Source organism: Streptococcus oralis subsp. dentisani, assembly GCF_007475365.1.
GTDB lineage: Bacteria > Bacillota > Bacilli > Lactobacillales > Streptococcaceae > Streptococcus > Streptococcus mitis_AX.
This window is the reverse complement of the sequence record NZ_CP034442.1, coordinates 619,260-634,231: the sequence shown is the minus strand read 5'-3', so window position 1 is coordinate 634,231 and position 14,972 is coordinate 619,260. Positions and strand designations below refer to the sequence as shown.

General features: G+C 40.4%; 17 protein-coding genes. 11 read left to right on the top strand and 6 right to left on the bottom strand.

Going from position 1 to position 14,972, the window contains the following annotated elements:
- Positions 1-19: 19 nt before the first annotated feature.
- Entirely contained in the window at positions 20-1,033 is a 1,014-nt protein-coding gene (locus tag EJF26_RS03285; RefSeq protein ID WP_000665612.1) for a lactonase family protein, read from the bottom strand.
- Positions 1,034-1,176: 143 nt separating this feature from the next.
- On the opposite strand from EJF26_RS03285, the gene EJF26_RS03280 reads away from it, so the two are divergent.
- The 5 genes from EJF26_RS03280 to EJF26_RS03260 all read left to right on the top strand — a co-directional run bounded on the left by EJF26_RS03280 (position 1,177) and on the right by EJF26_RS03260 (position 5,839).
- Entirely contained in the window at positions 1,177-2,343 is a 1,167-nt protein-coding gene (locus tag EJF26_RS03280; protein WP_004245974.1) for an AI-2E family transporter, read from the top strand.
- Positions 2,333-3,562, top strand: a complete 1,230-nt coding sequence (locus tag EJF26_RS03275; RefSeq protein WP_004246128.1) for a tetratricopeptide repeat protein — start codon at positions 2,333-2,335, stop codon at positions 3,560-3,562. The genes EJF26_RS03280 and EJF26_RS03275 overlap by 11 nt, the downstream gene beginning before the upstream one ends.
- A 148-nt stretch (positions 3,563-3,710) precedes the next feature.
- A complete protein-coding gene (locus tag EJF26_RS03270) occupies positions 3,711-4,352 on the top strand; it encodes an amino acid ABC transporter permease (protein WP_000120844.1) in 642 nt (213 codons plus the stop codon).
- Between the two features lie 9 nt (positions 4,353-4,361).
- Positions 4,362-4,991, top strand: a complete 630-nt coding sequence (locus tag EJF26_RS03265; protein ID WP_000891749.1) for an amino acid ABC transporter ATP-binding protein — start codon at positions 4,362-4,364, stop codon at positions 4,989-4,991.
- Positions 4,992-5,002: 11 nt separating this feature from the next.
- The gene (locus EJF26_RS03260; protein ID WP_025168928.1) at positions 5,003-5,839 is read left to right on the top strand and encodes an amino acid ABC transporter substrate-binding protein; all 837 of its coding nucleotides are present in this window, start codon (positions 5,003-5,005) and stop codon (positions 5,837-5,839) included.
- 276 nt (positions 5,840-6,115) lie between these two features.
- Here the strand turns inward: EJF26_RS03260 and lysS are convergent, their stop codons facing one another.
- The 5 genes from lysS to EJF26_RS03235 all read right to left on the bottom strand — a co-directional run bounded on the left by lysS (position 6,116) and on the right by EJF26_RS03235 (position 10,599).
- The gene (lysS, locus tag EJF26_RS03255; RefSeq protein ID WP_000102438.1) at positions 6,116-7,606 is read right to left on the bottom strand and encodes a lysine--tRNA ligase; all 1,491 of its coding nucleotides are present in this window, start codon (positions 7,604-7,606) and stop codon (positions 6,116-6,118) included.
- A gap of 138 nt (positions 7,607-7,744) precedes the next feature.
- Positions 7,745-8,368, bottom strand: a complete 624-nt coding sequence (locus EJF26_RS03250; RefSeq protein ID WP_000780801.1) for a histidine phosphatase family protein — start codon at positions 8,366-8,368, stop codon at positions 7,745-7,747.
- Positions 8,365-8,850 (bottom strand): aminoacyl-tRNA deacylase, encoded by a 486-nt coding sequence (locus EJF26_RS03245; protein ID WP_001085908.1) that lies wholly within the window; start codon positions 8,848-8,850, stop codon positions 8,365-8,367. The genes EJF26_RS03250 and EJF26_RS03245 overlap by 4 nt, the downstream gene beginning before the upstream one ends.
- Positions 8,850-9,692, bottom strand: a complete 843-nt coding sequence (locus EJF26_RS03240; protein ID WP_000493296.1) for a DUF368 domain-containing protein — start codon at positions 9,690-9,692, stop codon at positions 8,850-8,852. The genes EJF26_RS03245 and EJF26_RS03240 overlap by 1 nt, the downstream gene beginning before the upstream one ends.
- Before the next feature lie 106 nt (positions 9,693-9,798).
- On the bottom strand, positions 9,799-10,599 hold the full coding sequence (locus EJF26_RS03235) for a glycoside hydrolase family 25 protein (protein WP_001231216.1): 801 nt from the start codon (positions 10,597-10,599) through the stop codon (positions 9,799-9,801).
- A gap of 158 nt (positions 10,600-10,757) precedes the next feature.
- Between EJF26_RS03235 and glmU the strand changes: the two genes are divergently transcribed.
- The 6 genes from glmU to EJF26_RS03205 all read left to right on the top strand — a co-directional run bounded on the left by glmU (position 10,758) and on the right by EJF26_RS03205 (position 14,966).
- A complete protein-coding gene (gene glmU, locus EJF26_RS03230; protein WP_000073768.1) occupies positions 10,758-12,137 on the top strand; it encodes a bifunctional UDP-N-acetylglucosamine diphosphorylase/glucosamine-1-phosphate N-acetyltransferase GlmU in 1,380 nt (459 codons plus the stop codon).
- 9 nt (positions 12,138-12,146) lie between these two features.
- On the top strand, positions 12,147-12,692 hold the full coding sequence (locus EJF26_RS03225; protein WP_000393803.1) for an NUDIX hydrolase: 546 nt from the start codon (positions 12,147-12,149) through the stop codon (positions 12,690-12,692).
- An 11-nt stretch (positions 12,693-12,703) separates the two neighbouring features.
- Positions 12,704-13,015: a cell wall synthase accessory phosphoprotein MacP gene (macP, locus tag EJF26_RS03220; protein ID WP_000517871.1), complete on the top strand. Its 312-nt coding sequence runs from the start codon at positions 12,704-12,706 to the stop codon at positions 13,013-13,015.
- Positions 13,016-13,030: 15 nt separating this feature from the next.
- On the top strand, positions 13,031-13,723 hold the full coding sequence (locus EJF26_RS03215; RefSeq protein WP_004246174.1) for a 5'-methylthioadenosine/adenosylhomocysteine nucleosidase: 693 nt from the start codon (positions 13,031-13,033) through the stop codon (positions 13,721-13,723).
- A 76-nt stretch (positions 13,724-13,799) separates the two neighbouring features.
- On the top strand, positions 13,800-14,294 hold the full coding sequence (gene rocS / locus EJF26_RS03210) for a chromosome segregation protein RocS (RefSeq protein WP_000021247.1): 495 nt from the start codon (positions 13,800-13,802) through the stop codon (positions 14,292-14,294).
- Positions 14,295-14,375: 81 nt separating this feature from the next.
- Positions 14,376-14,966 (top strand): 3'-5' exonuclease, encoded by a 591-nt coding sequence (locus EJF26_RS03205; RefSeq protein WP_000413622.1) that lies wholly within the window; start codon positions 14,376-14,378, stop codon positions 14,964-14,966.
- Positions 14,967-14,972: the final 6 nt, after the last annotated feature.

Genomic DNA, 14,972 nt, shown 5'->3' with positions numbered 1-14,972 from the left:
AGTTCATTTTTTGGTTATCTTAGTTCGCAAAGTTGATGCAAACTGCTTCAGGGACATGGAAGTCGTTAGAAAGCTCCGCAAGACGACCACTTTCAGGATTGCGCTTAAAGACCGTTGCATTATCAGAATCTTGATGAACAGCAATGAGAAACTCTTGATCAGGAGTTAGGTCGAAATCACGTGGATTTTGTCCATGTGTTGGTACGATTTCTAATAATTCCAGACTGCCATCAGCGAGGATTGTATAGACGGCAATGGAATCATGGCCTCGATTGGATGCATAAAGGTATTTACCATCTTTTGAGAGACGAATGGCAGCAGTAGCATTGAAATCCTCGTAACCATCTGGTAAGGTTGAAATGACTTGCATGCGTTCAAATTCACCAACCCCATCGTAAATCAAGACTTCAATGGTACTATTTAGTTCGCAGATGAGATAGGCAATCTTATAGTGGTGGTGGAAAACGATGTGGCGAGCACCTGCTCCAGACTGGCTGTGATAAGTGTGGAGCTTACTTAGTTTTCCTTCTGGGCTAACATCATAGGTCGTCACCTCGTCAGTACCTAGATCACATGTGACGAGATACTGATCAGGTGTTAGATCCGTAAAGTGTACATGTGGGGAAGATTGGTTTTCATGAGGACCTTGTCCGCTATGCTGGTCCCGATCCGTTTGGATGAGACTACCATCTGCTTGGCGCTGATAAACCAGAACTTGACCTTTGTGGTAGTTAGCTCCGTAAACGAGACTGCGCTTTTCATCCACTGCCACATAACAATGGGGAGCGCCTTCTTCAACCACATGATTTAACAAAGTACCATCGGTTTTGTAAGCAGCGATTCCACCTAAGCCATCCTGGCTCCCTACGGTGTATAAGTGTTGCTGTTGGTCAAAGGCAAGGTAGGTCGGACTTGGTTCAGCAGCAAAGAGTTCAAGATTTGCAAGCTGGCCTGTTTCTGTATCAAAATCTGCCTTGTAAATCCCTTTAGATGAGCGACGAGTATAAGTTCCAAAATAAACAGTTTCTTTCATGTCCATACCTCTTAATAATGATAAGTTCATTATACCACAAAATGACATTCAGGAAGTGTTCGTTTAATCTATGTAAGCACTTTAATAAGGGTTATTTCAGATTAAAAATGGTATAATGAAAGAATGACAGAAAGGATGTATTTATGGAACATAAAGAGAAACATTTTAGCCTATCTTGGTTTTTCAAGTGGTTTTTAGATAACAAAGCTATCACTGTATTTTTAGTAACCTTGTTACTGGGGCTAAACATTTTCATTCTAAGTAAGATTAGTTTTATCTTTTTACCCGTTTTGGATTTTTTAGGGGTTGTCATGTTGCCAGTTATTTTATCTGGTTTACTTTACTACCTCCTCAATCCGATTGTTGACTGGATGGAGAAACACAAGATCAATCGTGTCCTTGCCATTAGTATTGTTTTTGTCATTATTGGACTCTTTATCATTTGGGGTCTGGCAGTCGCAATTCCAAATTTCCAACGCCAAGTCTTAAATTTTGCAAAGAATGTGCCGACTTATCTTAAGGATGCTGATATGGTTATCAATGACCTTGTAACCAAACGCTTGCCAGATGATTTTAGACCGCAGTTGGAGCAGGTTCTTGCAAATGTTTCTACAGAAGCAACGATATGGGCCAGCAAAATTTCTTCTCAAGCCGTTAACTGGGTCAGCGCCTTTATCAGTAGCGTTTCTCAGGTGATTGTAGCGGTCATTATCGTACCTTTTATGCTCTTTTATCTTTTGAGAGATGGGAAAGGCTTGCGGGATTACCTAACTAAATTTATCCCAAACAAGTTAAAAGAACCTGTCGGACAAGTTTTGTCAGATGTTAATAAACAGTTGTCAAACTACGTTAGAGGGCAGGTTACAGTTGCTATTATCGTGGCGATTATGTTTATTATCTTCTTTAAGATTATTGGTCTCAGATATGCTGTCACTCTAGGTGTAACGGCTGGTATCCTCAATCTAGTACCTTATCTAGGTAGTTTCCTTGCCATGCTTCCTGCTTTGGTTTTGGGCTTGATTGCAGGACCTGTGATGCTTTTGAAAGTAATTATTGTCTTTATTGTTGAACAAACGATTGAAGGTCGCTTCGTTTCTCCGCTTATTTTAGGTAGTCAGCTAAATATCCATCCGATCAATGTCCTCTTTGTTCTCCTAACTTCAGGTTCTATGTTTGGTATTTGGGGAGTCTTGCTGGGAATTCCTGTCTATGCTTCTGCCAAGGTCGTTATCTCGGCTATCTTTAACTGGTATAAAAAAGTCAGCGGTCTGTATGAAGAGGAAGGGGAGGAAATCAAGAGTGAACAATAGTCAACGCATGCTCCAGGCTTTGGATGAACAGGATTTAACCAAGGCGGATCAGTATTTTCACAAAGCCCTCGAAACAGATTCAAGCGAAGTTCTTTACGAACTAGCAAGCTATCTTGAGGGAATTGGCTTTTATCCTCAAGCAAAAGAAATTTACCAAAATATTGTTACAGAATTTCCAGAGGTGAATCTGAACTTAGCAAGTATTGCTAGCGAGGATGGCAATGTTGAGGAAGCATTTGCTTACCTTGAGGAAATCACACCTGAAAGTGACTGGTATGTATCGGCTTTGGCCTTGAAGGCAGACCTCTATCAGTTGGAGGGATTGACAGATGTAGCGCGTGAAAAGTTACTGGAAGCCCTAAACTACTCAGACGATCCCTTATTAGTTTTTGGTTTGGCTGAGTTGGATAGCGAGTTAGGGAATTATCAGGAAGCCATTCAGGGCTATGCTCAATTAGACAATCGCTCCATCTATGAGCAAACGGGTGTCTCAACCTATCAGCGAATCGGCTACGCTTATTCCCAGTTAGGCAAGTTTGAAGCTGCTACAGAGTTTTTAGAAAAAGCCTTGGAACTAGAATACGATGACCAAACTGCCTTTGAACTAGCTAGTCTTTACTTTGACCAAGAAGAGTACCAAAAATCTGTTCTTTACTTTAAGCAGATTGATACCATTTCACCAGATTTTGAAGGATATGAGTATGGTTATAGTCAAGCTTTACACAAGGAACATCAGGTGGAAGAGGCCCTTCGTATCGCTAAACAAGGTTTGGAGAAAAATCCGTTTGAAACTCGGCTCTTGCTAGCAGCCTCACAGTTTTCGTATGAATTGCATGATTCTGGTGCTGCAGAGCAGTTTCTCCTTACTGCCAAAGAAGATGCAGAAGATACAGAAGAGATTATCCTTCGTCTCGCAACCATTTATATGGAACAAGAGCGGTTTGAGGATATTATCGCTCTCCAAAGTCAAGAACCTGAAAACGTCCTGACCAAGTGGATGATTGCACGTTCTTACCAGGAAATAGAGGATTTAGATAAGGCCTATGAGCTCTATCAAGAACTGTCGTCTGACCTCAAGGACAATCCAGAGTTTCTGGAGCAATATACTTATCTCTTGCGTGAATTAGGGTATTTTGAAGAAGCCAAGATGCAAGCAGAGGTATATTTAAAACTGATTCCAGATGATGTTCAGATGCAAGAACTGCTAGAAACACTTTAAAAATATCCTATAAAGCAAAACTGTATCTAGTCATTTTGATGGATGCGGTTTTTTTATTTTCAAAAGGAAACAGAATTTTTTTACAATAACCCTTGCTAAATTGTTTATTTATGCTATAATAGGAATAATTATTTTTAGGAGGTGCAGTATGTCTTATTTGTTTGAGATATTACCGAGTTTATTGAGCGGTGCAAGCATGACTTTACAGGTTTTTGTATTGGTCTTGATTTTTTCTATTCCCTTGGGCGTTTTGATTGCTTTTGCCTTGCAAGTCCATTGGAAACTCCTCCATTATCTGATCAACATTTATATCTGGATCATGCGGGGGACACCCTTGCTCTTGCAATTGATCTTTATCTATTATGTGCTCCCAAATATTGGGATTCGTTTGGATCGCCTTCCTGCGGCTATTATTGCCTTTGTTTTGAATTATGCAGCTTACTTTGCTGAAATCTTCCGTGGGGGGATTGATACCATTCCTAAGGGTCAATATGAGGCTGCTAAGGTCTTGAAGTTTAGCCCTTTTGCCACAGTGCGCTATATTATCTTACCACAGGTGACCAAAATTGTTCTACCTAGTGTATTTAATGAAGTCATGAGTTTGGTCAAGGATACTTCTTTGGTCTATGCCTTAGGTATTTCAGATTTGATTTTGGCTAGTCGTACAGCAGCCAACCGTGATGCTAGTCTGATTCCTATGTTCTTGGCAGGAGCAATTTACTTGATTTTGATTGGTATCGTGACTATCCTTGCCAAAAAAGTTGAGAAGAAGTACAGTTACTATAGATAGGAGGTTGCCATGTTAGAATTACGAAACATCAACAAGGCCTTTGGTGGCAAACAAATCTTAACTAATTTCAGCCTATCAATTCCTGAAAAGCAAATCCTCGCAATCGTAGGTCCATCAGGAGGCGGAAAAACAACCTTATTACGTATGTTAGCTGGACTGGAAACTATCGATTCTGGAGAAATCTACTATAACGGTGAATCTCTAGCTTTAGACGAACTAGAAAAGCGCAACCTACTAGGATTTGTCTTCCAAGATTTTCAACTTTTCCCTCATTTATCAGTTCTGGACAATCTGACCCTATCGCCTGTGAAAACTATGGGAATGAAGCAGGAAGAGGCTGAGAAGAAGGCGCGTGGACTCTTGGAACAGTTAGGACTAGCAGGGCACGCAGATGCTTATCCCTTCTCACTATCAGGTGGGCAAAAGCAGCGGGTGGCTTTGGCGCGTGCCATGATGATTGACCCAGAAATCATTGGTTACGATGAACCAACTTCTGCCTTGGATCCAGAATTACGCTTGGAAGTGGAAAAACTGATTTTGCAAAATAGGGAACTTGGGATGACGCAAATTGTGGTTACCCACGATTTACAATTTGCTGAAAATATTGCAGATGTATTATTAAAAGTAGAGCCTAAATAGGAGGAAAAATGATGAAAAAATTGATGCTTGTATTAGTCAGTCTAATGACTGCTTTGTTCTTAGTAGCTTGTGGGAAAAATTCTAGTGAAACTAGTGGAGATAATTGGTCTAAGTACGAGTCTAACAAGTCTATTACTATTGGGTTTGATAGTACTTTTGTTCCAATGGGATTTGCTCAGAAAGATGGTTCCTATGCAGGATTTGATATTGATTTAGCTACAGCTGTTTTTGAAAAATACGGAATTACGGTAAATTGGCAACCGATTGATTGGGATTTGAAAGAAGCTGAATTGACAAAAGGAACGATTGATCTGATTTGGAATGGCTATTCAGCTACAGACGAACGTCGTGAAAAGGTAGCATTCAGTAACTCATATATGAAGAATGAGCAGGTATTGGTTACTAAGAAATCGTCAGGTATCACGACTGCAAAAGATATGACTGGAAAGACTTTGGGAGCTCAAGCTGGTTCATCTGGTTATGCGGACTTTGAAGGAAAGCCAGCGATTTTGAAGGATATTGTCGCTAATAATGAAGCGAATCAATACCAAACTTTTAATGAAGCCTTGATTGATTTGAAAAACGATCGAATTGACGGCCTATTGATTGATCGTGTCTATGCAAACTATTATTTAGAAGCAGAAGGCGTTTTAAACGATTATAATGTCTTTACAGTTGGACTAGAAACAGAAGCTTTTGCAGTTGGAGCACGTAAGGAAGATACAACTCTGGTTAATAAGATAAATGAAGGATTTTCTAGTCTTTACAAGGATGGTAAGTTCCAAGAAATTAGTCAAAAATGGTTTGGAGAAGATGTAGCAACCAAAGAAGTACAAGAAGGACAGTGAGATAAAATAGTGGATGAGACTGCGTTTTGATTAGCAAAACGTAGTCTTTTTATCAATTGAGAAAGAGCATGATATCCATTTAATATAGCGGATTGAATCTGGAATAGTATACTGTGACTTCTAAAACATTGCTAGAAATTGATTTGACTTTCCCAATCAATTTGTTCAGATTTTATTTCATTTCACTATATTCTGGAAAGATTTTCTAAAATTTTTCCTCAAATTGAGTCTCTTTTCTTATCAAAAAACCTCTGGCAAAAACCAGAGGATAAGGGGTTATTTCATTGTTGGGAAGAGTAGAACGTCACGGATAGTGGTTGTATCAGTGAGGAGCATGCAGAGACGGTCAATACCGATTCCCAAACCACCTGTTGGTGGCATACCATATTCAAGGGCCTCGATGTAATCGTAGTCGATACCTGTTGCTTCGTCGTCACCAAGTTCTTTAGCTTTTGCTTGGGCTTCAAAACGGCTAAGTTGGTCGATTGGGTCGTTCAACTCGGTAAAGGCATTACCGTATTCCTTGGTCATGATGAAGAGCTCAAAGCGGTCAGTAAAGCGTTCGTCTTCAGGATTTTTCTTAGCGAGTGGAGACACAGCTACTGGATGTCCATAGACAAAGGTTGGTTGGATCAATGTTTCTTCGACAAATTCTTCAAAGAAGGCGTTGATAATGTGACCGACTTCAGTGTAATGTTTTTCAACTGGAACTTTCTTCTCAGCAGCGATAGCTTTAGCTTCCTCGAAGGTCATGTCTTGCCAGAAATCTACACCAGTAATTTCCTTGATAGCATCCACCATGTGAACACGTTTAAATGGTTCATTGATCTTGATTTCAGTACCTTGATAGTTAACTGGGCCATCACCTTTGACTGCCTTAGCAGCGTGTTGGATAATACCTTCAGTCAAGTCCATGATATCTTGGAAGTCTGCATAAGCTTGGTAAACTTCGATAGAAGTGAATTCAGGGTTGTGAGTAGCGTCCATTCCTTCGTTACGGAAGATACGGCCAATTTCATAGACACGTTCCATACCACCAACGATAAGACGTTTCAAGTGAAGCTCGGTCGCGATACGAAGTACCATGTCAATGTTTTGGGCATTGTGGTGAGTGATAAATGGACGAGCAGCAGCACCACCAGCTTCGTTGTGAAGAACAGGTGTTTCCACTTCAAGGAAACCTTTTTGATCAAGATAACGACGGATTTCAGAGATGATTTTTGAACGAGTGACAAAACGTTCAAAGCTTTCACGGTTAGAAATCAAGTCAAGGTAACGTTTACGGTAAATTGTTTCAACGTCAGTCAAACCGTGGAATTTTTCAGGAAGCGGACGAAGCGCTTTAGACAAGTGCGTTATGTGTGTGGCCTTGATAGAGAGCTCTCCCATATCTGTACGCATCACTTCACCTTCGACACCAAGGAAGTCACCGAGGTCAGCCTTTTTGAAGATTTCGTAGTTTTCTTCACCGACTTCATCTTTACGAACGTAGATTTGGATTTGACCTTCTCGGTCTTGAAGATGGGCAAAGCCAACTTTCCCTTTACCACGTTTAGTTACTAAACGTCCAGCGATAGTAGCAGTTTCATTTAATTCATGTAATTGTTCTTTATCAAGTTCCGCAAATTTATCTTTAAGTTCTTGTGAGTTAGCAGTACGTTCAAAACGTTTTCCGAAGGGATCAATTCCTTGCTCACGGAGCGCAGCCATTTTTTCACGGCGAACGATCTGCTGGTCATTTAGTTCTTCCATATGTTCTGTTGACATGGGTTCCTCCTAATTTTACTCAAAATTTGATACGATGAGTCATTTTTTACGATACTCCCATTTTATCATAAATAGTCAAGAAATTCACGGATATTCTTTGAAAACTAAAAAGAACTTGACCATTGGGATCAAGTTCGATTATTTTTCTTGATAGGAAGTGTCATTCCATCTTTCAAGAGTGAAGGTTTCAAAATCCTCGGTTTCTAAAACTGTCAGACTAGCATTTGCTAAACCACCTTCTTTGCGAAGATGAGCCTCTTTATAGCCTAGAAGAGTACGTAGGCTAGCAGTGAGATTTGCACCATGACCGACGATTAGAATGTTTTCAGCCGGACTTCCTTTCAGAGATTTGATAAATTGAATAGTACGCTGAGTCGTAGTGTAGAGGGATTCCGCTTCAAACATCTTCGTATCAAACTGAGCCAGATTAGAGCGAAAGGCCTTTATTTGTTGTGGATAGATGGCATTGAGCGTTGCGATTTTCAAACCTTCAAGTTTGCCAAGTTGCCATTCGCGTAGTTCTGGAATACTTTCTAAAGGACAGGGGGTCTGGAGTTGGCTTTGGATAATCTCAGCAGATTTGACTGCTCGAGGTAAATCACTTGAATAAATCTGATCAAAAGGAATATCCTTAAGATACTGGCCAAGTTGCTTTAGGATATCAATAGACTCTGGAAGAAGGGGAGAGTCGCCACTAGCACCTTGAAAACGTCCTTCAAGATTCCAGAGGGTGCGACCATGACGAACAAAATAGAGTTTCATGACTTACTTTCCTCCAAGATATCAGCAAAATCCGCTTTTACAAAGCTGGCTAAGTCTTGAGGTCGGATGATGATACTATGCCCGACTTCCCCAGCAGAGACGATGATTTTATCCAAATCCAAAGCTGTCTGATCAATAAAAATGGGATAATTGTGTTTCTGACGAATACCGACGGGGTTATTAGCCCCATGAATATAGCCTGTCGTTTTTTCTAGGTCTTTTTGAGGAATCATGCTCACTTTTTTATTGCCAGAAACCTTTGCTAGTTTTTTCTCAGCGAGGTGTTCTGTTATGGGAACGATTCCGATAATTGGCCCCGTTTTGTCCCCTAATAGAGCCAAGGTTTTAAAGATATGAGTTCGATCATATTCTGAAGGAAGTTCACCCTCAAGCGCGTTGATCTGAATACCAGTATGGTCAATACCCGCCTTGGTCAAGATTTGTTCTACCAAGGTTTTTTTAATCTTAACTTTCTTTGCCATTATTTATACTTATCCTCCAATTGACTCATCCAGATACCAAGCCAAATACCAAGTGCAAAGAAGAAGGCGATGAGAACATAGCTCACAATAGAAAGTCCAGTATATTGGATACTTTCAGCATTTCCAGCATTTGGAATCAAAATTAAGAGGGTGCTTGATAGAACAATTCCGATGATAAAGTGATAAACACGGGAGTGATAGTTGTTCAAGGCGTAATCCATTAATTTTGAAAAGATAATGAGGGTTGCTCCTGCACCAATCCCGATGGGAAGGAAGGTACCAAACAAATCAAAGGTCTTAAAACCAGTGAGCATTGGAGCGTACAGTCCTAAAATCAAGAGTAGATTTGACGGACTTAAACCAGGCACCAAGACACCAAGAGCTAAAAGAACACCTGCTAAGATGAAGTTTGCAAAACTAGCACTGAGTGAACCTACAACAAAATTGAGCGCGTAAAGACCCAATCCTGAAAGGATAAAGGTAGACCAGAACCAGACTAGGTCAATCTTATCACGATCAGATTCTCGAGTAGATTCTTTAAGGAGGCTAGGAACTGTACCGATGATAGCTCCAGCAAAGCTCCATAAAACATAGACTTGGTAATTTTCTAGCAGATACTCGATTGGATAGGAAAACAAACCAATGCCTAGCAACATCCCGATAGCTACTGGAATAAAGTATAGGACATTCTCTTTAAAATCTTTAAAGGGGTGAGCCAGAAAGCCAATCATTCGCTCGTAAATACCCAAAATAGCTGCTAAAACACCGCCAGAAATTCCCGGTAGGATAAATCCTAATGCGATGACGATTCCTTTAATAACTCGTGCAATCCATGAAAACATAATAAAATCCTCAATTTCATAAAATTCTTTCTCTATGCTATCAATTATAACACAGACGGGGAGAAAATGAAAAAACAAGTGAAAAAGTTTGTTATTTTCACTTGTCTTATGGTCTTAAAAATAGTTTTCTGAAAGTTTCTTCCTTGTCTTTGTCAGCAGAAATCAAATTGATGTCCAAATGATGTTCAAATCCTGCAATTCTCCCCTTAGATGTGTACTGGTGGAGATCATATTCCAGATCGGTATTTGGCTTCGTTTCAAAATAACCAGAGTTGGTTCCATAGGAAGGAATCCAAATAGCAGAGAACTTATCCGTACTGATACTGTGCTCTTGCATGAAGTAAACCCCAACGTAGATGCCGATGTTTTTAGCGCCGAGAGCTGCCAGTTTGGAACGAAAGGCCTCAACACCTTCATTCATATCAGACATTGTTTTTTCTTCAACATCTAACCAGTAGTAGCTAGGATTGTAGGGAGAAGCAGCATTATAGAAAACTTCAGCAGCCTTCTCCATATCTTCTTTACTTTTTCCAGCTACATAGGCATAAACCCCCACAGGGACATTCCGTTTTTGAAATTCTGATACGTGATTTTTATAGGCTTTATCGACACCATTGATAAAGGCAGCATCATTTGTTTCAGTGTGCTGAGCCCCATTGTGCACGCGAACGATAACACCAGAAATGTTTTGAGATAAGGTGTCGTAGTTAATCTCCTCAGGTCTTTGCCAACCAGAGACGTCGATAATGGGTTTGTCAAGATTATGCAAGGCTTGTGTTTCAACTTGAAGAGCATTTGGTTTTGTTTTGATAGGATGATCCTCAAAACTTGGTCTATTGAGGAGTAAAATCGCTATGAAAATTCCAAATAAACTAAAAATAATAGCTGGATGAATTTGTTTTCTCATACTTATTTAGTTTATCGTAAAAATTTAAAAAAATCAAAGGAAACAGTCTAGAAATGTAGACAAGTAGGGGAGATTTTCAGGAAAGCACCTGTTTGTTTGTTCTTTAAAAGTAAAATTATGGTATAATATAAGGGAATTTTTACAGAAAAGAGAATAGTATGTCAAATTATGCCATTATTTTAGCAGCGGGTAAGGGTACTCGCATGAAATCAGATCTTCCTAAGGTACTTCATAAAGTAGCAGGAATTTCGATGTTGGAACACGTTTTTCGTAGTGTTGGTGCTATTCAACCTGAAAAGACGGTTACCGTAGTGGGACACAAGGCTGAGTTAGTTGAGCGAGTCTTGGCTGGACAGACAGACTTTGTCACTCAATCGGAACAACTGGGCACAGGGCATGCTGTCATGATGGCAGAGCCCATTCTCCAAAATCGTTCTGGACATACCTTAGTCATCGCTGGGGATACTCCTCTGATTACAGGTGAAAGCTTGAAAAATCTCTTGGATTTCCATATCAATCACAAAAATGTAGCGACTATTTTAACGGCTGAAGCGGCAAATCCTTTCGGATACGGTCGAATTGTCCGCAACGATAATGCTGAAGTTCTTCGTATTGTTGAGCAGAAAGATGCCACTGATTTTGAAAAACAAATCAAGGAAATCAATACTGGAACTTACGTATTTGACAATGAACGCCTTTTTGAAGCCCTTAAAAACATCAACACTAACAATGCACAAGGAGAGTATTATATTACCGATGTGATTGGTATTTTCCGTAATGCGGGTGAGAAGGTTGGGGCCTATACTCTCAAGGATTTTGATGAAAGTCTTGGAGTAAATGACCGTGTAGCTCTTGCGACTGCGGAAGCAGTGATGCGTCGCCGTATTAATCAAAAACATATGGTCAATGGTGTCAGCTTTGTCAATCCAGATGCAACTTACATCGACATTGATGTCGAGATTGCTCCTGAAGTCCAAATCGAAGCCAACGTTACCTTGAAAGGTCAAACGAAGATTGGGGCGGAAACTGTTTTAACAAATGGAACTTATATCGTGGATAGCACCATTGGAGCTGGAGCTGTGATTACGAATTCTATGATTGAGGAAAGTAGTGTTGCGGACGGTGTGACGGTCGGTCCCTATGCCCACATTCGTCCAGGTTCAAGCTTAGCTTCCCAAGTTCACATTGGAAACTTTGTTGAAGTAAAAGGGTCGTCCATCGGTGAAAAGACCAAGGCTGGTCATTTGACCTATATCGGAAACTGTGAAGTAGGTAGCCATGTTAACTTCGGTGCAGGTACGATTACAGTAAACTATGACGGGAAAAACAAGTACAAGACTGTGATTGGCAACAATGTCTTTGTTGGTTCAAATTCAACTATCATCGCCCCTGTAGAACTTGGGGATAATTCTCTCGTTGGTGCTGGTTCAACCATTACCAAGAATGTTCCTGCTGATGCCATTGCGATCGGTCGTGGACGACAAGTTAACAAAGATGAGTACGCAACACGCTTGCCTCATCATCCTAAGAACCAGTAGGAGTTTGTCATGGAATTTGAAGAAAAAACGCTTAGTCGGAAGGAAATCTATGAAGGCCCTATCTTTAAACTAGTGCAAGACCAGGTGGAATTACCTGAAGGAAAGGGAACTGCCCAACGTGACCTGATTTTTCACAATGGAGCTGTTTGTGTTCTGGCCGTGACAGCTGAGGACAAAATCGTTCTCGTTAAGCAATACCGAAAGGCTATCGAGGCGGTTTCTTATGAGATTCCTGCTGGTAAACTAGAACTTGGTGAAAATGCTGATCCAATGGCAGCGGCACTTCGTGAATTGGAAGAAGAAGTTGCCTACACAGCTAAGTTAGAGCTCTTGTACGATTTCTATTCTGCGATTGGTTTTTGCAACGAAAAACTAAAACTCTACCTTGCTAGTGATTTGGTCAAGGTGGAAAACCCTCGTCCACAAGATGATGATGAAACCTTGGAAGTTTTAGAAGTCAGTCTAGAGGAAGCCAAGGATCTGATCCAGTCAGGTCATATCTGTGATGCCAAGACCATCATGGCGATTCAGTACTGGGAACTACAAAAGAAATAGAGGAGAAACCCATGGGAAAACCTTTATTAACAGACGAAATGATTGAACGTGCCAACCGAGGTGAGAAAATCTCAGGACCACCTCTTCAAGATGATGAGGAAACCAAGATCCTACCAACGTCTTCACAACATTTTGGTTATTCACGTTCTAAAGACCACGGTTTTAGTCAAGATACACTTACAATCGAAGTAGAACCAACGATTCATAAGAGCCGCCGCATTGAGAACACTAAGAGAAATGTTTTTAATTCAAAACTCAATAGAATTCTATTTGCGGTAATTTTACTTTTGATTTTGTTAATTTTAGCGATGAAACTCTTGTAATTGAAAGGACTTGAAATGAAAATTGGAATCATTGCTGCCATGCCAGAAGAACTCGTATATTTGACTCAGAATTTGGATAAACCTCAAGAAGTCCAAGTTCTCGGAAATACTTACTATACAGGGCTTATTGGCAAGACAGAAGTTGTTCTAGTTCAGAGTGGGATTGGGAAGGTCATGTCGGCTATGAGTGTAGCAGTGTTAGCTAACCACTTCCAAGTAGAAGCTATCATCAATACAGGATCAGCAGGTGCTCTTGCTGAAGGGATTGCTGTTGGTGATGTCGTGATTGCGGATAAACTTGTCTACCATGATGTGGATGTGACTGCTTTTGGCTATGCTTATGGCCAAATGGCGCAACAACCTCTTTACTTTGAATCAGACAAAACCTTTGTAGCCAAAATCCAAGAGAGTCTATCTCAGTTGGACCAAAACTGGCACCTAGGCTTGATTGCTACAGGAGACAGCTTTATAGCTGGGGATGATAAAATTGCTAGTATCAAATCCCACTTTCCAGATGTTTTAGCAGTTGAAATGGAGGGGGCAGCCATTGCTCAAGCGGCTCAGGCTCTTGACCTACCTTTCCTCGTCATTCGCGCTATGAGTGACAATGCCAATCACGAAGCCTCTATCTCTTTTGATGAGTTTATCATTGAAGCTGGCCGTCGTTCTGCCCAAGTTTTACTAGCCTTTTTAAAGGCTTTGAATTAAGCCAAAATTTGACAGTTTTTCTTGCTTATGATAAGATTTAAATAAAGAAAAGCTAGAAAACGTTTCAGAGGATATTATGAGTATTGAAATGACCGTCAGCGAGATTGCAGAGGTCTTAGGACTATCTCGTCAGGCAATCAACAATCGTGTCAAAGAACTTCCAGAAGAGGACACGAAAAAAAATGACAAAGGTGTAACTGTAGTTACTCGAAGTGGCTTAATCAAGCTAGAAGAAATCTACAAAAAAACGATTTTTGAAGATGAACCAGTCAGTGATGATGTCAAACAACGCGAACTGATGGAAATCTTGGTCGATGAGAAAAATGCTGAAATTCTTCGTTTGTACGAGCAACTCAAGGCCAAGGACCAGCAACTGGCAGAAAAAGATGAGCAGATGCGCATCAAAGACCGCCAGATTGCTGAAAAGGACAAACAATTGGACCAACAGCAACAATTAACTCTTCAAGCTATGAAGGATCAAGAAAGCTTGAAACTCGAGTTGGACCAAGCAAAAGAAGAAGTCCAAGCAACCAAAAAAGGCTTTTTTGCTCGCCTATTTGGAGGAAAATAAAGAAGCTGTTTGGGTTATTCACTAACCTAATAGCTTCTTTTCTTATTTGTAGTTTAAATCGAGTCGAAATTGAGGTAAAAGATGGAAAAATTAAGAGACTATATCGCCTTTGACTTAGAATTCAATCAACACGAAGGGGTTACCCATTTAATTCAGGTATCAGCAGTTCGTTTTCAAGATGGTCATGAAATAGATGCCTTTGATTCTTATGTCCATACCAGCGTGCCTTTAAAGAGTTTTATCAATGGTTTGACAGGAATTACAGCTGAAACCTTGAAAGATGCGCCAAAAGTAGAGCAAGTTTTAAAATACTTTCAGGGATTTGTTGGCAACTTACCCATTGTTGGCTACAATGCATCCAAGAGTGATTTACCTATTCTCTTGGAGCATGGCTTGGACTATCGTGACCAGTACAAGGTCGACCTATATGATGAGGCTTTTGAACGTCGTAGTTCCGACCTACACGGCATTGCCAACCTCAAACTGCAAACTGTGGCGAATTTTTTAGGCTTTAAAGGTCAATCACATAATAGTTTAGAAGATGCTCGCATGACAGCGCGTGTTTACGAAGCCTTTCTGGAGTCTGACGAAGGAAAACTATTATTAGAAGAACAGAGCAATCTATCCATGAATCCCTTTGGTGGGCTAGACTTATCTCAATTTCTAGACTAGGAGTGC